We start from the raw sequence: 20,525 nt of genomic DNA on the forward strand, positions 1-20,525 counted from the left end.
CCTTACAGATAGTTGACTTCGAAGGTCGCGGAACCGTCCATTGCCACCTCGCTGTCCAGTGTCAGGGTATTGGTAGGTGCAATGGCGCCACGTACGGAGATGTCCATGACCACGTCCTGAAGTGGTTGCGGGGCCCAACCGCTATCACTGCGACCGCCAAAACCTACCAATGTGTTGGGGGTGACCCCGTCATCCGGGTAAAGCACAGTCCATGTCGGGCTCCAGGGGTACTGGATCAATGCTGTGGAGGGCGTCTCAGAGGTATGACTGAGCAGCGACAGCTCAAACCCACCGAGCTTTTCGTTTTCGTCGGTCAAGCCCAGGCCAAAGGTGCCGATGGTTGACGAGCCGGCCCGATTGTCGACGGTGCGGATGGCGAACAGCGTCGCCGCATCGCAGTTGACGCTCAGTTTCAGTGTCCGATGCTCAAGCCAGGTATGGCTGTCGGGGCTCAGATCCTTCGCTGCGATTTTTCCGTAATCAATGTCGCCTGGCAGGTTGGGGGTGCAGGCGCTGGGGGTGATCACCCCTTTGACGGTCAGGTCCACGCTGCTGGCAGCGAACGCAGACGAAGTCATTGCCAGCAGCAGGGCGCTGCTCAGCAGAGATATACGGATCTTCATTTCAATTTTTTCCATTGCAGGCTGGCAGATGGAGGCGCGTGTAGGGCAGCGTCCGACCCGACATGGACGGGCGGTTTGCCGAGTGGCGCTCTCGATTTTTTCGCGGCTGCCGAGTGGCAAACCGTCCCTCTTTTGGGGTGGGCCCAATTTAGCCAGGGGGTGGCACGTTGGAAATACAACTAATACGACATTGGCCTGATGCGCGGCGGCCATGAGCCAGTGGATTTTTTCGTAGTTGTTGTATCGGCTTTTAATTGCTCAAAAGGTTATTTGTTTCAGGTCGATAACATTCAAATGGATGTGGCGATCGTTGCTGCCGAATAGGCCTTTTTGGCTATTGCACCAGTGCTGCGGATTGCCGCCGGATCAATAGTCACGAAGAGGTACTGATGGGTTCGCTTTCAGGTTCAACCGCAGGAGCGAGCCAGACACTCAAGCCGCCTGTTGCCGTACCGCGTCATTGGCAACAGTTGAATATCCTGGTCGTAGAGGATCACTCCGCCTACCGCCTGTTGTTGGGATGGCTGTTACAGAAGCTGGGGCTGGGGCACGAGTTGGTCGCCGACGGGTTCATGGGCCTGGTCGCGTTCACCAGCCGGCCCTTTGATTTGGTGATCAGCGATTGCCAGATGCCGTTCATGGATGGCTACAGTATGGTCCGTGCCATTCGCCAGCATGAGCGCGACCACGGTTTGAAACGGGTACCGATCATTGCTTTGACCGCCAACCTGCAGAACGACAGCCCTCAGCGATGTCTTGACGCCGGAATGGATGCCTGGCTGCTCAAACCGCTGACCCTGGAACAACTGCATGCCCTGTTGGTGCGCTGGTTGCCAGGCGGTGATGCTGGCCAACCCGACCGGCAGGACACATTGCCGTGCGCCGTTTGGCCAACACGTGCCACGCTGGTTGCGACGTTTGGCAGCGACCTGATTGTTGACTCGCTGCTCGAAAGCCTGTTGATCGAAGCATGGGAGGACCATCGTGTCTTGCGTCATGCCTGCGCGACACTGAATGCGTCACTGGCTGCGGAGCGCCTCCATCGCTTGGTTGGCAGCCTGGTGTTTTTGGGGAGTTGCGACCTTGAAATCACCGCTACACAGTTGATCAAGCAAGTGCAGACCGATGGAGTTGCAGCACACAGCAGGGATTTGGACGTGTTCCAGACACGCTTGTGTGTCTGTCTTGAGTACCTGTCCAGCATTTGAAGCAAGAACCCGCCGGGGTTGTAAGTGCTGCTGACTGCCTAGTTTTGGTTGTAGGTACTTTCCTATTGTGTTGTAGTCCAAAAAATACCCACTACTGAATATTGGGCGCGGCTGCAAGCAGCTCTTTGTTAGCAGTTGTTGATGGGCGCTGGCGGAGGTATTTTGCGCGGGTCCAAGTTGCCATCATGCGTGGGTATCTATGCTTCGAGTAATTATTGCTGACGATCATCCTATTGTCCGAGTCGGGCAGAAAGTCGTGATTGAGGCGAATGGCAAGTGCAAAGTGGTGGGTGAGGCCGACGGTCCTGATCAGTTGCTTGGGGTATTGAGCACCACCCCGTGCGATGTGCTCGTCACGGACTTCGCCATGCCGGGCGGCCAGCACGCTGACGGTTATGGTTTGTTGGGGCTGCTGCATCGCCAGTATCCGAAGTTGCCGGTGATTCTGGTGACCATGTTCGCCAACGTCGCCACCTTGCGCGCGTCTTTCGCTCATGGTGCCAAGGCGGTTGTCGCCAAAAGCGCTTCGGCCAGGGAGTTGCCCCTGGCCATAAAGGCGGTGTGCGCCGGGCAGACCTTTGCCAGCGAATGCCTGCGAGTGCAACTGGTTGAGGCGGGAACGGGCGATCAATCCCAAGAGCCGCAGTTGTCGGGCAAGGAACGCGAGGTGGTGCGGATGCTGGCCAGCGGCATGACCGTCAGCCAGATCGCAGCACAGGTCAATCGCAGTATTTCAACTATCAGCAAGCAGAAAAGCACCGCCATGCAACGGTTGAGTATTTCTACCGACGTTGACTTGTTTGCTTACGCCCGAGATGCGGGAATGGTGCCTTAGAAAGTTACAGTTTTATGACGAGGCTGAAACTAACCGGTGTTTTTTTCAATTCGTATTAGTTGTATGGGGTTTGAAAGAGGCGGTCTTTAAAGTAGCCACGGTGCCTTTGCAATATGTGCGATGGCCGTCCCCAAATCCCTAGTCTATTAGATGAGTCGAACATGCAGGTTGATGGCGCACGTGCAGGTGCCTTTTGTCCTGTGTAGTTGAACGACCGCAAGTGAGCGCTTATATGCATCCCTCTCGTGTACTTATTACCGCCGCGTTTGTGCTGGCCGGTGTTTCCAATGCAATGGCCGCCTCCAGTGTGGACCTCAGTGTCGTCGGTGTGATCACGCCCTCCGCCTGTACACCCACATTGTCCGGTGATGGGGTAGTGGACCATGGCAAAATCTCGATTCAGGACTTCCCGGAGTTTGGCTATAAAGTACTTCCAAAGGCCACGCTGCAGCTCGAGGTGGCCTGTGATGCGCCGGTGCTGATGGCCGTCAAGAGCACGGATAATCGCCCGGGCACTGCAATTCCCACGTATCCAACTCAGCCGCAAGACCTTTCACGTTTTGGTCTGGGCCTGACCAGCGCCGGGAAGAAAATCGGTTGGTACGAACTGTCAACGTCTAACGCTACCGCCGACGATAACCCTGTTGGTTTAATCGAGTCCCCGACTGGTAATACCTGGGTGAATGCACCCGACCGTTCGACGTGGCAGCCAGGCTGGATGCGTACCGCCCACGACAGCAGTAGTGCGCCTTTTCCAATGACCAGATTCAGTGCGCAAGTGGGCGTTGCCACGACCCTGACGGGCAAGAGGGATTTGCCGATTGCCGAGGAAGTTTACATAGACGGTAGCGCTACGCTCGACGTCGTCTACCTTTAACGCTGTGGGGCATCACGCATTCCTTACGGGTAAAGCCATAGCTTTCTGCTGTAACGCGGACTATTGTTCAGCCCCCTGTTCATTGTGCGGAACCTGCCCATGAGTGATGCCCACAACGCCCTGATCACCCAGTTCTATAGCGCTTTCCAGCGGCTGGATGCCGAAGCCATGGCGGCCTGCTACACCGACGATGTGCTGTTCAGCGACCCGGCATTTGGCGAATTGCGCGGTCGGGATGCCGGCGACATGTGGCGCATGCTCACCACGCGAGCCAAGGACTTTTCCCTGGTGTTCGATCAAGTGCGCAGCGATGACACGGGTGGCAGTGCCCACTGGGTGGCGACGTATCTGTTCAGTGCGACGGGCAATACGGTGGTCAACGATATCCAGGCGCGGTTCGTGTTTCGCGACGGCAAGATCTGCGAGCATCACGACCATTTTGACCTGTGGCGTTGGTCGCGCCAGGCCTTGGGTGCCAAGGGCCTGTTGCTGGGGTGGACGCCGCTGGTGAAAAACGCCGTGCGCGCGCAGGCCAATAAAGGCCTGAAGGTATTTCAGAGCGGGCGTTGATAGACTGGGCGCTCCCTTGCGTTAACCGAATCAACTTGTGAATACTCTTGAGCCAAAACCCTGGTTTGTCTATTTGGTGCGCGCCGCCAATGGTTCGTTGTATTGCGGCATCAGCAACGATCCTTTGCGCCGGTTTGCCAAGCACCAGAGCGGTAAGGGGGCGCGTTTTTTCCTCTCCAGCCCTGCGGTGGCGCTGGTGTATACCGAGCAATGCGCGAGCAAAGGCGAAGCGTTGCGTCAGGAACGCTTGATCAAGAAGTTGAAAAAGAGCGCCAAGGAGTGCCTGGCGGCAAGTGGCTCCCCCACCAACGCCTCCTGAGTACGCGAGGGCGGCTAAAAAAGTTATTTGCATAAAAAAGGTGAGGTAAACACTCGGCCCATCCGTGTAATGCTTGAAACTGCGATCAATTCGCATTAACAGCGTTTTTTACACGGATTCTCACAGCATGAAGTCGACGGCGGGCGGTTGGATCAAACAGTGGCTGGGAGCCTCGGCATTAGCGGTATCGGGGCTGGCGTTGTTGCCGCTTGGCATTGCCCAGGCGCAGGAGCAGCAAAGCACTCAATTCAAGTTTGCCCTGGCGGCCAAGCCATTGCCTCAGGCGCTGAGCGAGTTCAGCCGGATCACCGGTATCAGCGTGATCTACACCGATGAAGCGCCCTACGGCCTCAATGCCCCGGCGGTCAGCGGGCCGATGACTGCAAGCCAGGCGCTGCAACGTCTGTTGAGCCAGTCCGGCTTCACCTTCCGCCAGATCGACGCCCGAACCCTGGCGCTGGAGCCGGTGCCTACCGATGGCGCGGTCAACCTCGGCGCTACTACCATCAGCGGCACCAACCTCGCTCAGGACAGCACCAGCTACCAACCGCCGCCGACCAGTTCGGTGATGCGCTCCCATGGGTTGCTGCTGGAAGCCCCGCAGACCGTCAACGTAGTCCCGGCTCAAGTGCTGCGCGACCAACAACCGCGCAACCTGGATGATGCGCTGGGCAATATCAGCGGCATCACTCAGTCCAATACCCTGGGCAGCACTCAGGATGCGGTGATGTTGCGCGGCTTCGGCGACAACCGTAATGGCTCGATCATGAAGGACGGTATGCCAGTGGTGCAGGGCCGGGCGTTGAACGCTACCGCCGAGCGTGTCGAAGTGCTCAAGGGCCCGTCATCGCTGTTGTATGGCATCCAGGACCCGGGCGGTGTGGTCAATATCGTCAGCAAAAAGCCTGAACGGGTGCAGTCCACCTCCCTGACAGCGCGCGGCTCTACCTTCGGCAGCGGCAAGAATGGCAGCGGCGGCAACCTCGATACCACCGGCCCCCTCGGTGACAGTGGCTTGGCCTATCGCCTGATCGTCGACCATGAAGACGAAGACTACTGGCGCAACTACGGCACCCACCGCGAGACCCTGGTGGCGCCGTCCCTGGCCTGGTACGGCGACACCACCCAAGTGGTGCTAGCCTATGAACATCGCGAATTTCTCGCGCCGTTCGACCGGGGCACCGCCATCGATCCCAAGACCAACCATCCGTTGAACATCCCCGCCACCCGCCGTCTGGATGAGCCTTTCAACAACATGGAAGGCCGCTCCGATCTGTACCGCTTGACTGTCGATCATGATCTCAACGACGACTGGAAAGCCCACTTCGGCTACAGCTGGAACCGCGAAACCTACGACGCCAGCCAGGTGCGCGTGGTCAAGGTCAACCCCAACGGCACCCTGACCCGCAGCATGGACGGCACTCAGGGCGCACTGACCACCGACCGCTTCGCCACCGCCAGCCTCGAAGGCAAGGTCGATGTTGCGGGTATGCAGCACGATCTGGTATTTGGCCTGGACGATGAATACCGCAAGATCTACCGCGCCGACCTGATCCGCCAGGCACCGCGAGGCAGCTTCGATTACAACAACCCGGTGTACGGCAACGAAGTCGCCGGTTCCAAAGTCAGCGCGCCGGACAGCAACCAGACCGATCTGCTGCGCAGCGATTCGTTGTTCTTCCAGGATGCCATCCACCTCAACGAGCAATGGATTCTGGTCGGCGGTGCGCGTTACCAGATGTACGACCAATACGCCGGCAAAGGCGTGCCGTTCACCGCCAACACCGACGGCAATGGCCAGAAGTGGGTGCCGCGGGCTGGGCTGGTGTATCGCTATAGCGATGAACTGTCGTTTTATGGCAGCTATACCGAGTCGTTCAAGCCCAACTCCACCATCGCGCCACTGGCCAATAAAACCGTGTTGAACGGCAGTTTGCAGCCGGAAGAATCCAAGGCCTGGGAATTGGGTACCAAGTTCGACCTGCCGGGGCGCATCACTGCCAGTGCGGCGCTGTTCACCATCGATAAACGCAACGTGTTGGTGCAGGTAGGCGAGGGCCTGACCTCGGAGTACAGCGTGGCCGGCAAAGTGCGCTCTCGCGGCCTGGAGTTGGATGCCAGCGGCCAGCTGACGGATAAGTGGAGCCTGATCGGCAGCTATGCCTACACCGATGCCGAGGTCACCGAAGACCCTAAGCTCAAAGGCAATCGCCTGCAGAATGTGGCAAAAAGCACCGGCTCGTTGTCGGCGGTGTATGACTTCGGCAGCATCCTGGGCGGTGATCAACTGCGCGTCGGCGCCGGGGCGCGTTATGTCGGCGAGCGGGCAGGGGACGCGGCCAACAGTTTCGAGCTGCCCAGCTACACCGTGGCTGATGTGTTCGCCAGCTACGACACCAAGCTTGAGGGGCAGAAGGTCAAGTTCCAGCTCAACGTGAAAAACCTGTTCGACCGTACCTACTACACGTCCTCGGTGAATACGCAGTTTGTGTCCATGGGCGATGCGCGGCAGGTGTCGGTGTCCAGCACCTTGACCTTCTGATTCATTTATCTGTGGGAGCCGGCTTGCCTGCGATGGCATCGACCGGGTTTGCCTGATACACCCAGTTGTCTGCATCGCAGGCAAGCCAGCTCCCACAGGAAAGCGGTCGCCACATTGATAGCGAGCTGTTAGCGTTGCCGCCATTGCATGCTTATGGAAAACGCGACTGATGTACTTTGGAAAATGGTTACGCACCGGCACCCTGCTGGTCGGTTTGAGTTTTTTACTGGGCGGCTGCGCCAGCGTCTCCCAAACTTCCACGCCGGCAACCCTGGATAAACTGCTGAGCGATCCGGCGCTGCAAGGTGCTACGGTCTCGCTGATGGTACGTGACGCCCGCACGGGCTCCACGCTGTATCAGCACAACCCACGCACCGGGTTGGTGCCCGGGTCCAACCTCAAGTTGTTGACCACGGCGGCGGCCATGGATGTGCTGGGGCCGCAATACCGCTTCGCCACCCAACTGCTGAGCAACGGCATACGCCAGGGCGACCGCCTGACCGGCAACCTGTACCTGCGTGGCCTGGGCGACCCGAGCATTCAGTTTGCCGACTACCAGGCGCTGGCCGCGCAGTTGGCCAGCCAGGGCGTACGCCAGGTACAGGGCGATCTGGTGTTCGACGACACCTGGTTCGATGCTGAGCGATTGGGGGTGGATTGGTCCCATGACGATGAAACCACCTACTACGGCGCGCAGATTTCGGCGCTGACTGTGGCACCCAATGCGGACTTTGATGCAGGCAGTGTGCTGGTCACGGCCAAGGCGCCGTTACGGGCCGGCACCCCGGTGAGTGTCGATATTTTCCCGCCTACTGATTACCTGCAACTGAGCAACCGTGCCATGAGCGGTCCGGGCAACAGTTATGGGATCAACCGTCGCCATGGCACCAACCTGTTGCAACTCAGTGGCGCAGTGGCGCCGGGAAAGCAGAGCCAGCAATTGGTCAGCGTCTGGGAGCCAACGCAACTGGTCGCGAATCTGTTTGAACAAGCCTTGGCGCAACAGGGCATCACCGTACTGGGGCGTCGGGTGATGGGCGGGGCAAGCCCGACGGCGGTAACGGTGCTGGCCGAGCACCAATCGGCGCCGTTACAGGATTTGATCACGCCGTTGCTCAAGCTTTCGAACAACAACATGTCCGAAGCCTTGCTCAAGGCCATGGGGCACCACACCGCCAATAGCGGCACGGCAGCAGCGGGCGCCGTGGCGGTGGCCGGGTTCCTCAAGCGTCAGGGGCTGGACACCGCCACGTTCAACCAGGTCGACGGCTCCGGCCTGTCACGGCGCAACCTGGTGTCGTCGCAAACCCTCACCGACCTGTTGCTGGCCGCCAGCAAACAGCCGTGGTTCGACGCCTGGTACAACGCGCTGCCGATTGCCGGCAACACCGACCGCATGACCGGCGGCAGCCTGCGCTATCGTCTGCGCGACACGCAGGCGCAAAACAACCTGCACGCCAAGACCGGCTCCATGGGCGGCGTGTCGTCATTGAGTGGTTACATCACCGACGCCGGCGGGCGCAAGCTGGTGTTTTCGATGCTGACCAACAACTACGTGGTGGCCGGCGCCCAGGTCAAGGCGCTCGAGGATCACGTGGCAGTGGCGCTGGCGCGCAGCGACGAGTGATTCAGGGCTGATAGCCCATGCGCCAACTCACGGCCCGGGTCGCCGCCAGTAAGTGCTGCGCCGCCGGGCCATCTTCATCGGCATGGAACAGCGAGGTTGGGCCGACCACGGTCATCACCGCCGCCACGTGCCCGACCGCATTGAACACCGGCGCCGACAATGCATCCACGCCGGGCATCAGCAAGCCATGCACAAAGTGCAGGCCACGGCGGCGGATTTGCTCGCACACGCTGGCATAGGCCTGATCGTCCGCCAAGCTGTGGGCGGTGCCGGCCTGAACCTCGCGTTCGCGCAGTTCTACAGTTTCCCGTGACGGCAGATAAGCGCTGAACACCAGCCCGGTGGAAGAGCTGAGCAGCGGCAACACTGAGCCCAGTTGCGTCACCACGGTAACGGCGCGCACTGCCGGCTCGATCTGCACCACGGTCGCGCCCTGGTTGCCCCACACCGCCAGAAAGCAGGTTTCGTTCAATTCATCGCGCAGTTCGGCCAGGGGCATGGCGCCGACTTTCAACACATCCATGCTGCCCAGCGCCGCCAGCCCCACTCGCAATGCCTCCCGGCCCAGGCCGTAATGGTTGGTGGCTGCGTTCTGTTCGGCAAAACCCGACGCGATCAGGGCCTGCAAATAGCGGTGCACCTTGCTCGCCGGCATCTGCACATGTTCGGCCAGGCGTGACAACGAGGTGGCCGGGGACAGTTCGGCCAGGGCCTTGAGGATATCGGTGCCGACTTCCGCCGAGCGGACTTTCTGTTTACCGGTGTCGCGAGGCTTTTCCATGGAAGGGCGAGAATCCGAGAGATGAATGGGCGTCTTTATAGCTTGACGGTCGATAGTGATCAAATTACGTTATGCGTAACTGGATTACGATAAATACAACTGACCCTCAGAGGACGATCCATGAACCTCGAATACCTGTCGGGCTTCGGCAATGAATTCGCCAGCGAAGCCTTGCCCGGCGCGCTGCCGGTTGGCCAGAACTCGCCGCAGAAAGCCCCTTACGGCCTCTACACCGAACTGTTTTCCGGCACCGCCTTCACCATGGCCCGCAGCGAAGCCCGTCGCACCTGGCTTTACCGCATCCAGCCGTCGGCCAACCACCCGGCATTCGTCAAGCTTGCGCGGCAATTGGCCGGTGGCCCGTTGGGCGCGGTCACGCCGAATCGCTTGCGTTGGAACCCGTTGGATATCCCGAGTGAGCCGACGGACTTTATCGACGGCCTGGTGGGCATGGTCGCCAATTCGGGGGCGGAAAAACCAGCGGGCATCAGCATCTATAATTACCGCGCCAACCGCTCCATGGAGCGCGTGTTCTTCAATGCCGACGGCGAACTGCTGATCGTCCCCGAGCAGGGCCGCCTGCGCATCGCCACCGAACTGGGCGTGCTGGATGTCGAGCCGCTGGAAATTGTCGTGCTGCCCCGTGGTCTCAAGTTCCGTATCGAGCTGCTGGATGCGCAAGCACGCGGTTACGTCGCCGAGAACCACGGCGCCCCGCTGCGTCTGCCTGACCTGGGGCCGATTGGCAGCAACGGCCTGGCCAACCCCCGCGACTTTCTTACGCCGGTGGCCCGCTACGAAGACCTCAAGCAACCGACTACGCTGGTACAGAAGTTCCTCGGCGAACTGTGGGCCTGCGAGCTGGACCATTCACCGCTCAACGTGGTCGCCTGGCACGGCAACAATGTGCCGTACAAATACGACCTGCGTCGCTTCAACACCATTGGCACGGTGAGTTTCGATCATCCGGACCCGTCGATCTTCACCGTGCTGACCTCGCCCACCAGCGTGCATGGCCTGGCCAACCTCGACTTCGTGATCTTCCCGCCGCGCTGGATGGTGGCCGAGAACACCTTCCGGCCGCCGTGGTTCCATCGCAACCTGATGAACGAATACATGGGCCTGATCCAGGGCGCCTACGACGCCAAGGCCGAAGGCTTCCTGCCGGGCGGCGCATCGCTGCACAGTTGCATGAGCGCCCACGGCCCGGATGGCGAGACCTGCACCAAGGCCATCAACGCGGACCTTGCGCCGCACAAGATCGATAACACCATGGCGTTCATGTTCGAGGCCAGCCAAGTGCTGCGCCCGACCCAGTTCGCTCTGGAGTGCCCGCAACTGCAACCTGCTTACGACGCGTGCTGGGCTGCGCTGCCCGCCACCTTCAACCCGAATCGGAGATAACCCATGACGCAACCAACGCAGACTCGCAGCTGGGTGGCCTCGGCCAACGGTCACGCGGATTTCCCCCTGCAAAACCTGCCCCTGGGCGTGTTCAGTATCAACGGCTCGGCACCGCGCAGTGGCGTGGCGATTGGCGATGCGATTCTCGACCTGCATGCCGCACTGGACGCGTTTGAGGGCGAAGCCCGACGCGCCGTCGAAGCCACTGCGGGCGGGCAGTTGAACGCGTTTTTCGAACTGGGCCGTGGCCCTCGCGTTGCCCTGCGCGAGCGCCTGCTGGAACTGCTGGCCGAAGGCAGCGAGCTGCAAAACCGCGAAGCGCACGTGCTGCACCGTGCCGCCGATTGCCAGATGCACCTGCCGGCCAAGATCAATGACTACACCGACTTCTACGTCGGCATCGAGCACGCGCAAAACGTCGGCAAGTTGTTCCGCCCCGATAACCCGCTGTTGCCGAACTACAAATACGTGCCGATTGGTTACCATGGCCGTGCCTCGACCATTCGTCCCTCGGGTACAGAGGTGCGACGCCCTAAAGGCCAGACCCTGCCGGCCGGCCAGTCCGAACCGACCTTTGGCCCCTGCGCGCGCCTGGACTATGAGTTGGAGCTGGGCATCTGGATCGGCCAGGGCAATGCCATGGGCGATGCGATTGCCATTGGCGATGCCGCCGAGCATATCGCCGGTTTCTGCCTGCTCAACGACTGGTCGGCGCGGGATATCCAGGCCTGGGAATACCAGCCGCTGGGGCCGTTCTTGTCGAAAAGCTTTATCACCAGCATCTCGCCGTGGGTGGTGACTGCCGAAGCCCTGGAGCCCTTCCGCAAAGCCCAGCCGCCGCGCCCTGAAGGCGATCCGCAACCGCTGCCATACCTGCTGGATAAGCGCGATCAGAACGCGGGCGCCTTTGATATCGAACTGGAAGTGCTGCTCACCACGGCCTCGATGCGTGAGCAAAACCTGCCCGCCCATCGCTTGACCCTGAGCAACACCGAGCATATGTACTGGACCGTGGCGCAAATGGTGGCGCACCACAGCGTCAATGGCTGCCAGTTGCAGGCCGGCGACCTGTTTGGTTCGGGCACGTTGTCTGGCCCGCAGCCGGGGCAATTTGGCAGCCTGTTGGAGATTACCGAAGGCGGTAAAAAGCCGATTGAACTGGCTTCCGGCGAGGTGCGCAAATTCCTCGAGGATGGCGACGAAATCATTCTGCGTGCCCGTTGCAGCCGCGAGGGTTTTGCCTCCATCGGCTTCGGCGAATGCCGCGGTACCGTGGTCGCGGCGCGCTGAGAGGGCAGGGCCATGGAACTCTATACTTACTACCGTTCTACCGCGTCGTATCGAGTACGTATTGCCCTGGCCCTCAAAGGCCTGGATTTCACCGCGCTGCCGGTCAACCTGCTGGTGCCGGCAGGCGGCGCCAACCGCCAGCCTGAATACCTGGCGATCAACCCCCAAGGGCGGGTGCCGGCACTGCGTACTGATGAAGGGGCGTTGCTGATCCAGTCACAGGCGATCATTGAGTACCTGGAGGAGCGTTATCCCCAGGTGCCGTTGCTCTCCAAAGACCTGGTAGCGCGCGCTCATGAGCGGGCGGTGGCGTCGATCATCGCCTGTGATATCCACCCGTTGCATAACTCCAGCACCCAGAACTTGCTGCGCAAGTGGGGGCACGATGAGACGCAATTGCTGGAGTGGATCGGACACTGGATCAGCCAGGGCCTGGGCGCGGTGGAGCAGTTGATTGGCGACACCGGGTTTTGCTTTGGCGAGCAGCCGGGCTTGGCCGATGCGTTTCTAATTCCACAGCTGTACGCGGCCGAGCGTTTCAAGGTGCCCTTGGCGGCGTACCCACGCATTGGGCGGGTGGCGGCATTGGCGGCCCAACATCCGGCCTTCGTGCAGGCCCACCCCGCCAGTCAGCCTGACACACCCTAGGACCCCTGTGGGAGGGGGGGGAAGCCCCAATGCCGTTCAGTCAAGCGAGCGCAATGCTCACAGCCATGAAGATCAAATGTGGGAGCTGGCTTGCCTGCGAAAGCGTTAGTGCAGTGGCAGATGCTGTGACTGTCACACCGCCTTCGCGGGCAAGCCCGCTCCCACAGGGGATTCGCGCTTAACTGACTGGCATTGGGGTAAGCCCCTCCCACATTTGATCGCGCCAACCTAATAAAAAATAAAGGTACCTTGCGATGCACAATCAGATAGCCAGCTTTCGTGCGGCACTCGACGCCCGTCCGGTGTCGCGCTACCAATGGTTGATTCTCCTGCTGCTGGCACTGCTACTGGTCACCGATGGCTACGACGCCCAGGTGTTGGGCTATGTAGTGCCGGCGCTGGCTCAGGACTGGGGCCTGGAAAAATCCGCGTTTGGCCCCGTGTTCAGCGCCAACCTGCTGGGCCTCACCCTCGGCTCGCTGTTGGTGACGCCGCTGGCGGATCGGTTTGGCGTGCGACGTATCCTGCTGGCATGCGTGCTGATCTACGCCAGCCTCACGGTATTGATGGTGTTCGCCAATTCCCTGACCACGTTGATGGCGGCGCGGTTTATCTGCGGCATCGGCATGGGCGGTGCGATGCCCAGTGCCATGGCGTTGATGTCAGAGTATTCGCCGCCACGCCTGCGCACCTTGATGGTGACCCTGGCCGCCTGTGGCTTTTCGTTCGGCGGCGCGGCGGGTGGCTTCGTGGCGGCGGGGTTTATCGACAGCTTTGGCTGGCAGGCGGTGTTCCTGGCCGGCGGTGTGACGCCGTTGCTGCTGTTCCCGTTCCTGGTGTGGCTGTTGCCCGAATCCTTGCCGCGCCTGTTGCGCGATGCGCCGCCCTATCTGCGTTTGCGCAGAGTCACGGCGCGGATGCTGCCCGACTGGCAGCCACCGCCCGCGACCGAAGCGGAAAACTTGAAGGAGCAAGGCAGCAAACTGACGGTAGTGGAGCTGTTTCGCAACGACTACGCGCGCCCGACGCTGCTGATCTGGGCGACTTTTTTCGTCAGCCTGATCCTGCTGTATTTCATGATCAGTTGGTTGCCGTCGCTATTGCTCGAAAGCGGCCTGGCGTTGAACGAAGCCAACCTGGTCACCTCCATGTTCCTGTTCGCCGGCACCTTGGGCGCCATTCTCATGGCCTGGTTTGCCGACCGCCTGAAAAGCAAAGTACGGTTGCTGTCCGGCGTGCTGGCGGCGGCAGCGTTGTGCACCGTCCTGCTGGGCTTGAACCACGACAACCCACGCTACCTGGTGGCCTGCGTGTTCGCTGCCGGGTTCTGCATCATCGGCGGGCAACTGACCCTCAATGCCTTCGCGAGCAACTTCTACCCGGCGCACGTGCGCGCCACCGGCACGGGTTGGGCGTTGGGTGTGGGGCGGTTCGGGTCAATTCTGGGGCCGCTGTTTGGCAGCCTGTTGTTGGCGATGCATATACCGGTCGAGCAGATTTTCTTTTTTTGCGCGATTCCGGCGGTGATTGCAGCGTTGCTGATTATTCAAGTGCGGGCGCCTTCACTGTAGGAGCGAGCTTGCTCACGAAGGCCGCAAGGACAGCGCGTTAAACCAGGATGCCTGCGTTATCGTTGACGTTCTTGGCGAGCAAGCTCGCTCCTACAGTGGGGTCAGTGCACCACTGAGTTGGGCGGCAGATGCCCCAGCCGCTCGGTCAGGCGCAAGCGCTGGATCGGGTCATCGCTGAGCAGCAGCGCGTGTTCCAGGTCGAAGCGTTCGGCGCTGGGGCAGTCCAGGCGTTGATACAGGCTGGCCCGCGCCAGGTAGTCGGAGGCGCTGGCGTTGCCCAGTTCCAGTACGCGCTCGGCGTCCACCAGGGCGGCCAGTGGCTCGTCGTTGGCAAGGTAGAGTTGGCGCAGGTTGCGCGACAGCCGTTGCAGGATGGCCCGTGGCTCGGCGGTCAGCAGGTGGTCGGCCTGCAATTTCAGCTTCGACCCATATTGGCGCGCCAGCAACTCGCGACAGTCGTTGGGGTACAGGCGCCGGCCGCCGCAAGGGTCCAACAGGTGATCGGCTCCCGGTACCCGCAGCAGGAAGTGCCCAGGGAAGTTCACGCCGACCATGGGGATATCCAGGCGCCGTGCCATCTCCAGGGCGATCAGGCCCATGGCCAAGGGTTGCCCGCGTTTGCGTTGCAGCACTTTGTCCAGCAGCGCGGCGGCGGGGCGCAACGGCGTGTGGTCATCCTGGGCAAACCCCAGGTCATTCATGCGCCGCAGTAGCGGCTGGCCGAGTTCATCCGCCGGTAGCAAGGGCATGCCCAGGCTCACCTGTTGTTGTAGCGCACCAAGGTCGTGCAGGATCAACGCGGGCTGCACGCTGGCGTCATGCTCGGCAGCAATCCACAACGCGGCTTCAAACAGCGCAGGGGGGGAACGGTCCAGACAGGCGAAAAAGGCTGTGCGGGGATTCATTGAGTTCTCCGGCGTATGCCCCCGTTTTAGCCTTGCTGCGAATTTTCGTCCAGCATCTTGAGAGATATCCCAAACTCTTATGTCGTAGATCCCACGAAAACGCGCGGCTTATTCCAGCGCAATCCAGCAGTTTTCTGCCGCAAGCCTATACTTGGCCCACTACCAGAAGTGATTCGGGAGCTCATTGATGTTTGCGCTCATGCACAGCACCCGCCTTGAATCGCTGCACCTGAGCGTTGATCCGGTGACCGGCTTGGAGGCGATCATCGCCATCCACAACAGTCGCCTGGGCCCAGCGTTGGGTGGCTGTCGTTACCTGGCTTACCCTAATGATGAAACCGCCGTGGCCGATGCCGCGCGCCTGGCGCAAGGCATGAGCTACAAAGCGGCACTGGCCGGGCTGCCGGTGGGCGGCGGCACGGCGGTGATCATCCGCCCCGTGCACGTGGAAAGCCGTGCGGCGCTGTTCGAGGCGTTTGGCCGTTGTGTGGAAAAACTCGATGGCCGCTTCATCACCTCGATCGACAGCGGCACCTCGGTCGCCGACATGGACTGCATCGCCCAGAACACCCGCTTTGTCACCAGCACCACCGCCGCCGGAGACCCTGCCCCTCATGCTGCCATGGGGGTGTTTGCCGGTATCCGCACTACCGCCATGGCGCGCCTGGGCAGCGACAACCTCGAGGGCCTGCGCGTCGCGGTGCAAGGCCTGGGGAATGTCGGTTATGCCCTGGCCGAACAATTGCACGCCGCCGGTGCCGAACTGCTGGTCAGCGATATCGACCACGGCAAGGTGCAACTGGCCATGGAGCAACTGGGCGCCCACCCGATTGCCAACGACGCCTTGCTCAGCACCCCCTGCGATATCCTCGCACCGTGCGGCGTCGGCGCCGTGTTCAACCGTAACAGCGTCGGCCAGTTGCGTTGCGCCGCCGTGGCGGGTGCGGCCAGCGCACAACTGACCAACCTGGACATCGCCGACCAATTGGAAGGCCGCGGCATCCTCTACGCGCCAGACTACGTGATCAACTCTGGCGGGCTGATCTACGTCGCCCTCAAACACGCCGGCACCGACCTGCCTGGCATCACCGCACACCTGTCGAACATCGGCAGCCGCCTGACCGAAATCTTTGCCCACGCCCAAGCCGAAAAACGCTCCCCCGCGCGGGTGGCCGATGAACTGGCCGAACGCTTGCTGTACAAATAGGCCAGGCATTAAAAAGGCCCTGAATCCATGATTCAGGGCCTGTTCAATTCGGGCTTTACTCTGCTGCCGGGTTCAGCAACTCGGACAGCGCGTCCGGTTGGCTCTTGAACGCCTTGGCAAATACATCACGGTTCTTCGCCATGTAAATCCCGGCTTCCTCCACCTGCTGCTCGCTCAACGACGGCACGGCTTTTTGCAACACCTCTGCCAGCAACTCAGCGAGTTCAAGCATCTTGTCATGACGGTCAGCTTCGGCTTTATCCATGAACAAACGCTCCAGATCTCGGCTGCTGCGGTATACCACTTCGACGGCCATTCACCACCTCACATGCCTTCACGATAGTTGTCTTTTGCGACTACTGTATTTATATACAGCGAAAAGGATAAGCCAAACGCTGGGGTTTGGGTAGTAGGTTTTTAATGTAGTTGGGAAATTGGGGTTTGCTACACCGGAAATTTCTGACAACTTGCCGGGGTTGCGCTGGAATTGTCCGGTGGCTTACCTTCTTCGGGCGCTGCATTTGCAGCGAGCGGGCTTGGCGGCCCACCAAGGAAGCGCAACGACCCCCTATGAGATTGCTGGGTTTTTACACGGCACTCTTGTTTTTATGGCGGGTTGCGCATGGACCCTTCGGGGTGCCGGGTTGTTCCTTACCGGTCCGCCAACCTTGTGCAATCCGTCACCCAATCTGCTTGGCGGCAGACGGTGATGGTTTCTTAACTAAGGAACTAGTCGATGAAGAAACACACACCCACCCCCCCGTCTACCGAGTCAGTGCTTTTCAGTGTCACTCCTGAAGCTGATACAGAAACCTTGCTGGCAAACGCCAGCGAAACCTTGAACAGCGCCCGTGAGATGGCCAGTACCCTGGCATTCGACCTTGATGGTCCACAGCGAAGCTTGGTCCTGGCGATTCATCAACTGATTGAAATGGGCGGTCTGCTAGTCGATCGAGCGCTGGAGCAAATTGCACCAGCTTGATGCCATGATCTGATCGTTCCCACGCCTGTGGGGACGGTCTAAAAAGTGATTGGTGAACACGGATTTTTTCTGTTACTCACTTCATCGCCGGGAGCACGACAGCGAAAACGCTAGCGACTAGACTCCTTTTACATCAACAACGGAGGCTTTTATGGACACTTCCTTTTCCTCAGGTATCCAAGCAGATATCGAAGAGCAGGCTGACAGCTACGACCGCTGGTTTCGCGCGAGAGTGCAGGCCGCTCTTGATGACCCAAGCCCTGGCATTCCTCACGACGAGGTGATGGCCGAGATGCAAGCGCTGATCGAATCTAAACTCAAGAAAGGCGATGCTGATTGAATGGCTGCCCGCAGCGCGGGTAGAACTCCGGCAAATTATTGAGTACCTCAGTCATCGTAATCCTGTAGCAGCGCTTGAGCTTAAGCGATCAATCGAAGCTTCAGTGCTTGCCCTCTCGCGCAGACCCCATCTTTACCGCCCCGGCAGAATCGGCGGAACACGAGAGATGGTGGTACATCCGAATTATCTGGTTGTATACAAAGTGACAGACAATATTCGGATTCTCTCGGTTTTACACGCACGCCAGCGATATCCTTGAAGTTTTCGTTTTTCGGATGAGCAAAAGATCTACTCTGCTCATCCTCCTGCGTGCCTCATGCTAGCCAGTCATCATCTCATGCCTGCCCTCTGGCCTTGTTTCTGCATACAGAACAACCGTCACGTCCAACCGGCATTATCCGGTCGAATCGACCTAAGGAAGCATCATCGTGAAAATCAACTGGGCCGAAAGGCTGCGCCAGCAAGTGCACGGGCTAGCCGAGTCCCTGGGCAATCTGTTTGTCGAGTCGTTCCATTACCTGGCGCTGTTCGCCATTGGTGCGGTGACCGCATGGGCGGCGGTGATGGAGTTCTTGGGGATGCTGGAGAATGGGCACATCAAGATCGATGACATCTTGCTGCTGTTCATCTACCTGGAATTGGGTGCCATGGTCGGGATTTACTTCAAGACCAACCACATGCCGGTGCGCTTCCTGATCTACGTGGCGATTACCGCGCTCACGCGTTTGCTGATCTCCAACGTGTCTCATCACAACCCGCCGGATCTGGGCATCATCTACCTGTGCGGCGGGATTCTGCTGTTGGCGTTTGCGATCCTGGTGGTGCGCTACGCGTCGTCGGCCTTCCCTTCGGTGAAGGTCGAAAGCCCGCGTCGCAAGGGCGAAGCGAGCCTTGAGACCGAGAAAGGCGAGCTTTAAAGCCCCACGCTGAAGGGCATGGTGCGGGCGGGCGGTCGCTGCAGGAGTTTGTGGCTGTCGCCGTCCGTCATCAGCTCCAGGATTTCTACAGCGCTATGGCCTTGTTCGATGGCGATGCCGAACTGGATGCTTTGCACCAGGCGCTTGAGGCGTTGCGGGTCGTTGCGTTGTTCGGCGCTGATCATGCGCTTGGCCACTACGCCGGTCTCGTTCGAGAGGGTGAGCATGATGCTGCCGTCCAGCCGTTGAATGCTCAGGTTGACGCGGTATTGGGGGCTGAACGTGTCGGTGATGATCTGAAAAGGATTGTCCATGGTGCGTTACCGCCTGATAAGAACATGCAGTCATTGACGGCCGGTGTCGGGATTAGTTCGCATTGCCTGACCACTGGCCAAATTCCGTTTTCCTCAAAAGCTCTACAGCAAAGGCCGTGCCGTACAGCGATTTACCCGGCACAGAAATCCAAATGTGGGAGCGGGCTTGCCTGCGATTGCGGTGTATCAGCCAATCAATAGTTGGCTGAATGATCGCTATCGCGGGCAAGCCCGCTCCCACATTGGATGTATGTCGTGAGCTAATTCAGGGCATTACGGAAAAAACGATCGCAGACAGCGCAATCAGGCCGATGACCACCACAAACACATTCGATACCTGACCTGAATACTGGCGCAAAGATGGCACGCGGCGAATCGCGTACATCGGCATCAGGAACAGCAGGCACGCGATGATCGGTCCGCCCATGGTTTCGATCATGCCCAGGATGCTCGGGTTGAAGGTGGCCACGGCCCAGCACGTCAGCACCATGAACAACGCGGTGCAGCGTTCCAGCCATTTCGCCGACATCGAACGGTTGCGCCCGCGCAGGGATTTGACGATCAAGCCTTGGAAGCCTTCGCTGGCACCAATGTAGTGGCCCAGGAAGGATTTGGTGATCGCCACCAGCGCGATCAACGGTGCGGCGTAGGCAATCACCGGCGTCTGGAAGTGGTTGGCCAGGTACGACAGGATCGAGATGTTCTGCGCCTTGGCAGCGGCCAGGTCAGCCGGTGACAGCGCCAGCACGCAGCTGAAGCAGAAGAACATCACGGTCAGCACCATCATGCCGTGGGCGGTGGCCAGGATGCCGCTGCTTTTGCGCTCGGCCTGGGCGCCGTAGACGCGCTTCTGGTCCACGGCAAAGGCGGAGATGATCGGCGAATGGTTGAACGAGAACACCATTACCGGGATCGCCAGCCACAACGTCTTGAAGAACAGCGGCAACGGCATGCCTTCGCTGGCCGAGGCGAAGAACGCGCCGTTCCAGTTGGGAATCAGGCTGAACGCCAGCAGCAGCAAGGCGGCCACGAAGGGGTACACCAGCACGCTCATGGCCTTGACGATCACGCCCTGGCCGCAACGCACGATGGCCATCAGGCCGAGGATCAGCACCAGCGACAGAATCGCCCGGGGCGGGGGCGCCATGTGCAATTGGTGCTCCATGAAACTGCCGAGGGTGTTGGTCAGCGCCACGCTGTACACCAGCAGGATCGGGAAGATCGCAAAGAAATACAGCAGGGTGATCAGCTTGCCGGCGCCGACACCAAAGTGTTCCTCGACCACTTCGGTGATGTCGCCGGATTTGCCCGACAGCACAAAGCGCGTCAGCCCACGGTGGGCGAAGAAGGTCATCGGAAATGCCAGCAATGCCAGCACGATCAGCGGCCAGAAGCCGCCGACGCCGGCATTGATTGGCAGGAACAGGGTGCCCGCGCCGATGGCGGTGCCATAGAGGCCGAGCATCCAGGTGGTATCGTGTTTGGTCCAGCCGGTGGTTACTGTGCTTTCTCTGACATCGGGATTTTCGGCAGCAGGTGTACGTACATCAGTCATCGGTATTGCC

At 60.0% G+C, this 20,525-nt stretch carries 22 protein-coding genes; 16 read left to right on the forward strand and 6 right to left on the reverse strand.

Going from position 1 to position 20,525, the window contains the following annotated elements:
• Positions 1-2: 2 nt before the first annotated feature.
• Positions 3-623: a DUF1120 domain-containing protein gene (locus tag AB4P90_RS05980; protein ID WP_019817638.1), complete on the reverse strand. Its 621-nt coding sequence runs from the start codon at positions 621-623 to the stop codon at positions 3-5.
• Positions 624-1,012: 389 nt separating this feature from the next.
• Between AB4P90_RS05980 and AB4P90_RS05985 the strand changes: the two genes are divergently transcribed.
• From AB4P90_RS05985 to dacB, 7 genes are all read left to right on the forward strand, one after another.
• Positions 1,013-1,831: a response regulator gene (locus AB4P90_RS05985; protein ID WP_014717035.1), complete on the forward strand. Its 819-nt coding sequence runs from the start codon at positions 1,013-1,015 to the stop codon at positions 1,829-1,831.
• A 199-nt stretch (positions 1,832-2,030) separates the two neighbouring features.
• Entirely contained in the window at positions 2,031-2,666 is a 636-nt protein-coding gene (locus AB4P90_RS05990; protein WP_014717036.1) for a response regulator transcription factor, read from the forward strand.
• Between the two features lie 232 nt (positions 2,667-2,898).
• Positions 2,899-3,543: a DUF1120 domain-containing protein gene (locus AB4P90_RS05995; RefSeq protein WP_014717037.1), complete on the forward strand. Its 645-nt coding sequence runs from the start codon at positions 2,899-2,901 to the stop codon at positions 3,541-3,543.
• A gap of 99 nt (positions 3,544-3,642) precedes the next feature.
• Positions 3,643-4,113, forward strand: coding sequence for a nuclear transport factor 2 family protein (locus AB4P90_RS06000; RefSeq protein WP_020301224.1), 471 nt, complete (start codon positions 3,643-3,645; stop codon positions 4,111-4,113).
• A gap of 37 nt (positions 4,114-4,150) precedes the next feature.
• The gene (locus tag AB4P90_RS06005) at positions 4,151-4,432 is read left to right on the forward strand and encodes a GIY-YIG nuclease family protein (RefSeq protein WP_102666713.1); all 282 of its coding nucleotides are present in this window, start codon (positions 4,151-4,153) and stop codon (positions 4,430-4,432) included.
• A 127-nt stretch (positions 4,433-4,559) separates the two neighbouring features.
• Entirely contained in the window at positions 4,560-6,974 is a 2,415-nt protein-coding gene (locus AB4P90_RS06010) for a TonB-dependent receptor (RefSeq protein ID WP_038449008.1), read from the forward strand.
• Between the two features lie 169 nt (positions 6,975-7,143).
• Positions 7,144-8,601, forward strand: a complete 1,458-nt coding sequence (gene dacB, locus AB4P90_RS06015) for a D-alanyl-D-alanine carboxypeptidase/D-alanyl-D-alanine-endopeptidase (protein WP_395605739.1) — start codon at positions 7,144-7,146, stop codon at positions 8,599-8,601.
• 1 nt (position 8,602) lies between these two features.
• Here dacB and AB4P90_RS06020 read toward each other — a convergent pair whose 3' ends face one another.
• Positions 8,603-9,382, reverse strand: a complete 780-nt coding sequence (locus AB4P90_RS06020; RefSeq protein WP_014717042.1) for an IclR family transcriptional regulator — start codon at positions 9,380-9,382, stop codon at positions 8,603-8,605.
• Positions 9,383-9,502: 120 nt separating this feature from the next.
• Here AB4P90_RS06020 and hmgA point away from each other — a divergent pair, with 120 nt between their 5' ends.
• The 4 genes from hmgA (at position 9,503) to AB4P90_RS06040 (ending at position 14,295) form a co-directional block, all read left to right on the forward strand.
• Complete coding sequence (hmgA, locus tag AB4P90_RS06025; protein ID WP_073451575.1) at positions 9,503-10,786, forward strand: homogentisate 1,2-dioxygenase; 1,284 nt, start codon at positions 9,503-9,505, stop codon at positions 10,784-10,786.
• Positions 10,787-10,789: 3 nt separating this feature from the next.
• Positions 10,790-12,076: a fumarylacetoacetase gene (fahA, locus tag AB4P90_RS06030; protein ID WP_102666716.1), complete on the forward strand. Its 1,287-nt coding sequence runs from the start codon at positions 10,790-10,792 to the stop codon at positions 12,074-12,076.
• Positions 12,077-12,088: 12 nt separating this feature from the next.
• Positions 12,089-12,724 (forward strand): maleylacetoacetate isomerase, encoded by a 636-nt coding sequence (gene maiA / locus AB4P90_RS06035; RefSeq protein ID WP_014717045.1) that lies wholly within the window; start codon positions 12,089-12,091, stop codon positions 12,722-12,724.
• Between the two features lie 254 nt (positions 12,725-12,978).
• Positions 12,979-14,295: an MFS transporter gene (locus AB4P90_RS06040; RefSeq protein WP_395605740.1), complete on the forward strand. Its 1,317-nt coding sequence runs from the start codon at positions 12,979-12,981 to the stop codon at positions 14,293-14,295.
• A gap of 101 nt (positions 14,296-14,396) precedes the next feature.
• Here AB4P90_RS06040 and AB4P90_RS06045 read toward each other — a convergent pair whose 3' ends face one another.
• On the reverse strand, positions 14,397-15,200 hold the full coding sequence (locus tag AB4P90_RS06045) for a SirB1 family protein (RefSeq protein WP_020301219.1): 804 nt from the start codon (positions 15,198-15,200) through the stop codon (positions 14,397-14,399).
• A gap of 187 nt (positions 15,201-15,387) precedes the next feature.
• Between AB4P90_RS06045 and AB4P90_RS06050 the strand changes: the two genes are divergently transcribed.
• The gene (locus AB4P90_RS06050) at positions 15,388-16,407 is read left to right on the forward strand and encodes a Glu/Leu/Phe/Val dehydrogenase dimerization domain-containing protein (RefSeq protein ID WP_395605741.1); all 1,020 of its coding nucleotides are present in this window, start codon (positions 15,388-15,390) and stop codon (positions 16,405-16,407) included.
• Between the two features lie 55 nt (positions 16,408-16,462).
• On the opposite strand, the gene AB4P90_RS06055 is transcribed toward AB4P90_RS06050, so the two are convergent.
• Positions 16,463-16,723, reverse strand: coding sequence for a YebG family protein (locus AB4P90_RS06055; RefSeq protein WP_003188807.1), 261 nt, complete (start codon positions 16,721-16,723; stop codon positions 16,463-16,465).
• Positions 16,724-17,143: 420 nt separating this feature from the next.
• Here AB4P90_RS06055 and AB4P90_RS06060 point away from each other — a divergent pair, with 420 nt between their 5' ends.
• From AB4P90_RS06060 to AB4P90_RS06075, 4 genes are all read left to right on the forward strand, one after another.
• Entirely contained in the window at positions 17,144-17,389 is a 246-nt protein-coding gene (locus AB4P90_RS06060) for a DUF6124 family protein (protein ID WP_014717049.1), read from the forward strand.
• Positions 17,390-17,540: 151 nt separating this feature from the next.
• On the forward strand, positions 17,541-17,729 hold the full coding sequence (locus AB4P90_RS06065) for a hypothetical protein (RefSeq protein WP_014717050.1): 189 nt from the start codon (positions 17,541-17,543) through the stop codon (positions 17,727-17,729).
• Entirely contained in the window at positions 17,719-17,988 is a 270-nt protein-coding gene (locus tag AB4P90_RS06070; RefSeq protein ID WP_014717051.1) for a type II toxin-antitoxin system RelE/ParE family toxin, read from the forward strand. Before AB4P90_RS06065 ends, AB4P90_RS06070 begins: the two co-directional genes overlap by 11 nt.
• Positions 17,989-18,157: 169 nt before the next feature.
• Positions 18,158-18,646: a phosphate-starvation-inducible protein PsiE gene (locus tag AB4P90_RS06075; protein ID WP_014717052.1), complete on the forward strand. Its 489-nt coding sequence runs from the start codon at positions 18,158-18,160 to the stop codon at positions 18,644-18,646.
• Here the strand turns inward: AB4P90_RS06075 and AB4P90_RS06080 are convergent.
• Positions 18,643-18,960: a DUF3509 domain-containing protein gene (locus AB4P90_RS06080; protein ID WP_019817647.1), complete on the reverse strand. Its 318-nt coding sequence runs from the start codon at positions 18,958-18,960 to the stop codon at positions 18,643-18,645. The genes AB4P90_RS06075 and AB4P90_RS06080 overlap by 4 nt on opposite strands.
• Positions 18,961-19,225: 265 nt before the next feature.
• Positions 19,226-20,515, reverse strand: coding sequence for a serine/threonine transporter (locus AB4P90_RS06085; RefSeq protein WP_014717054.1), 1,290 nt, complete (start codon positions 20,513-20,515; stop codon positions 19,226-19,228).
• Positions 20,516-20,525: the final 10 nt, after the last annotated feature.

The sequence above is a fragment of the Pseudomonas sp. B16120 genome, assembly GCF_044218845.1.
Classification (GTDB): Bacteria; Pseudomonadota; Gammaproteobacteria; order Pseudomonadales; family Pseudomonadaceae; genus Aquipseudomonas; species Aquipseudomonas paracarnis.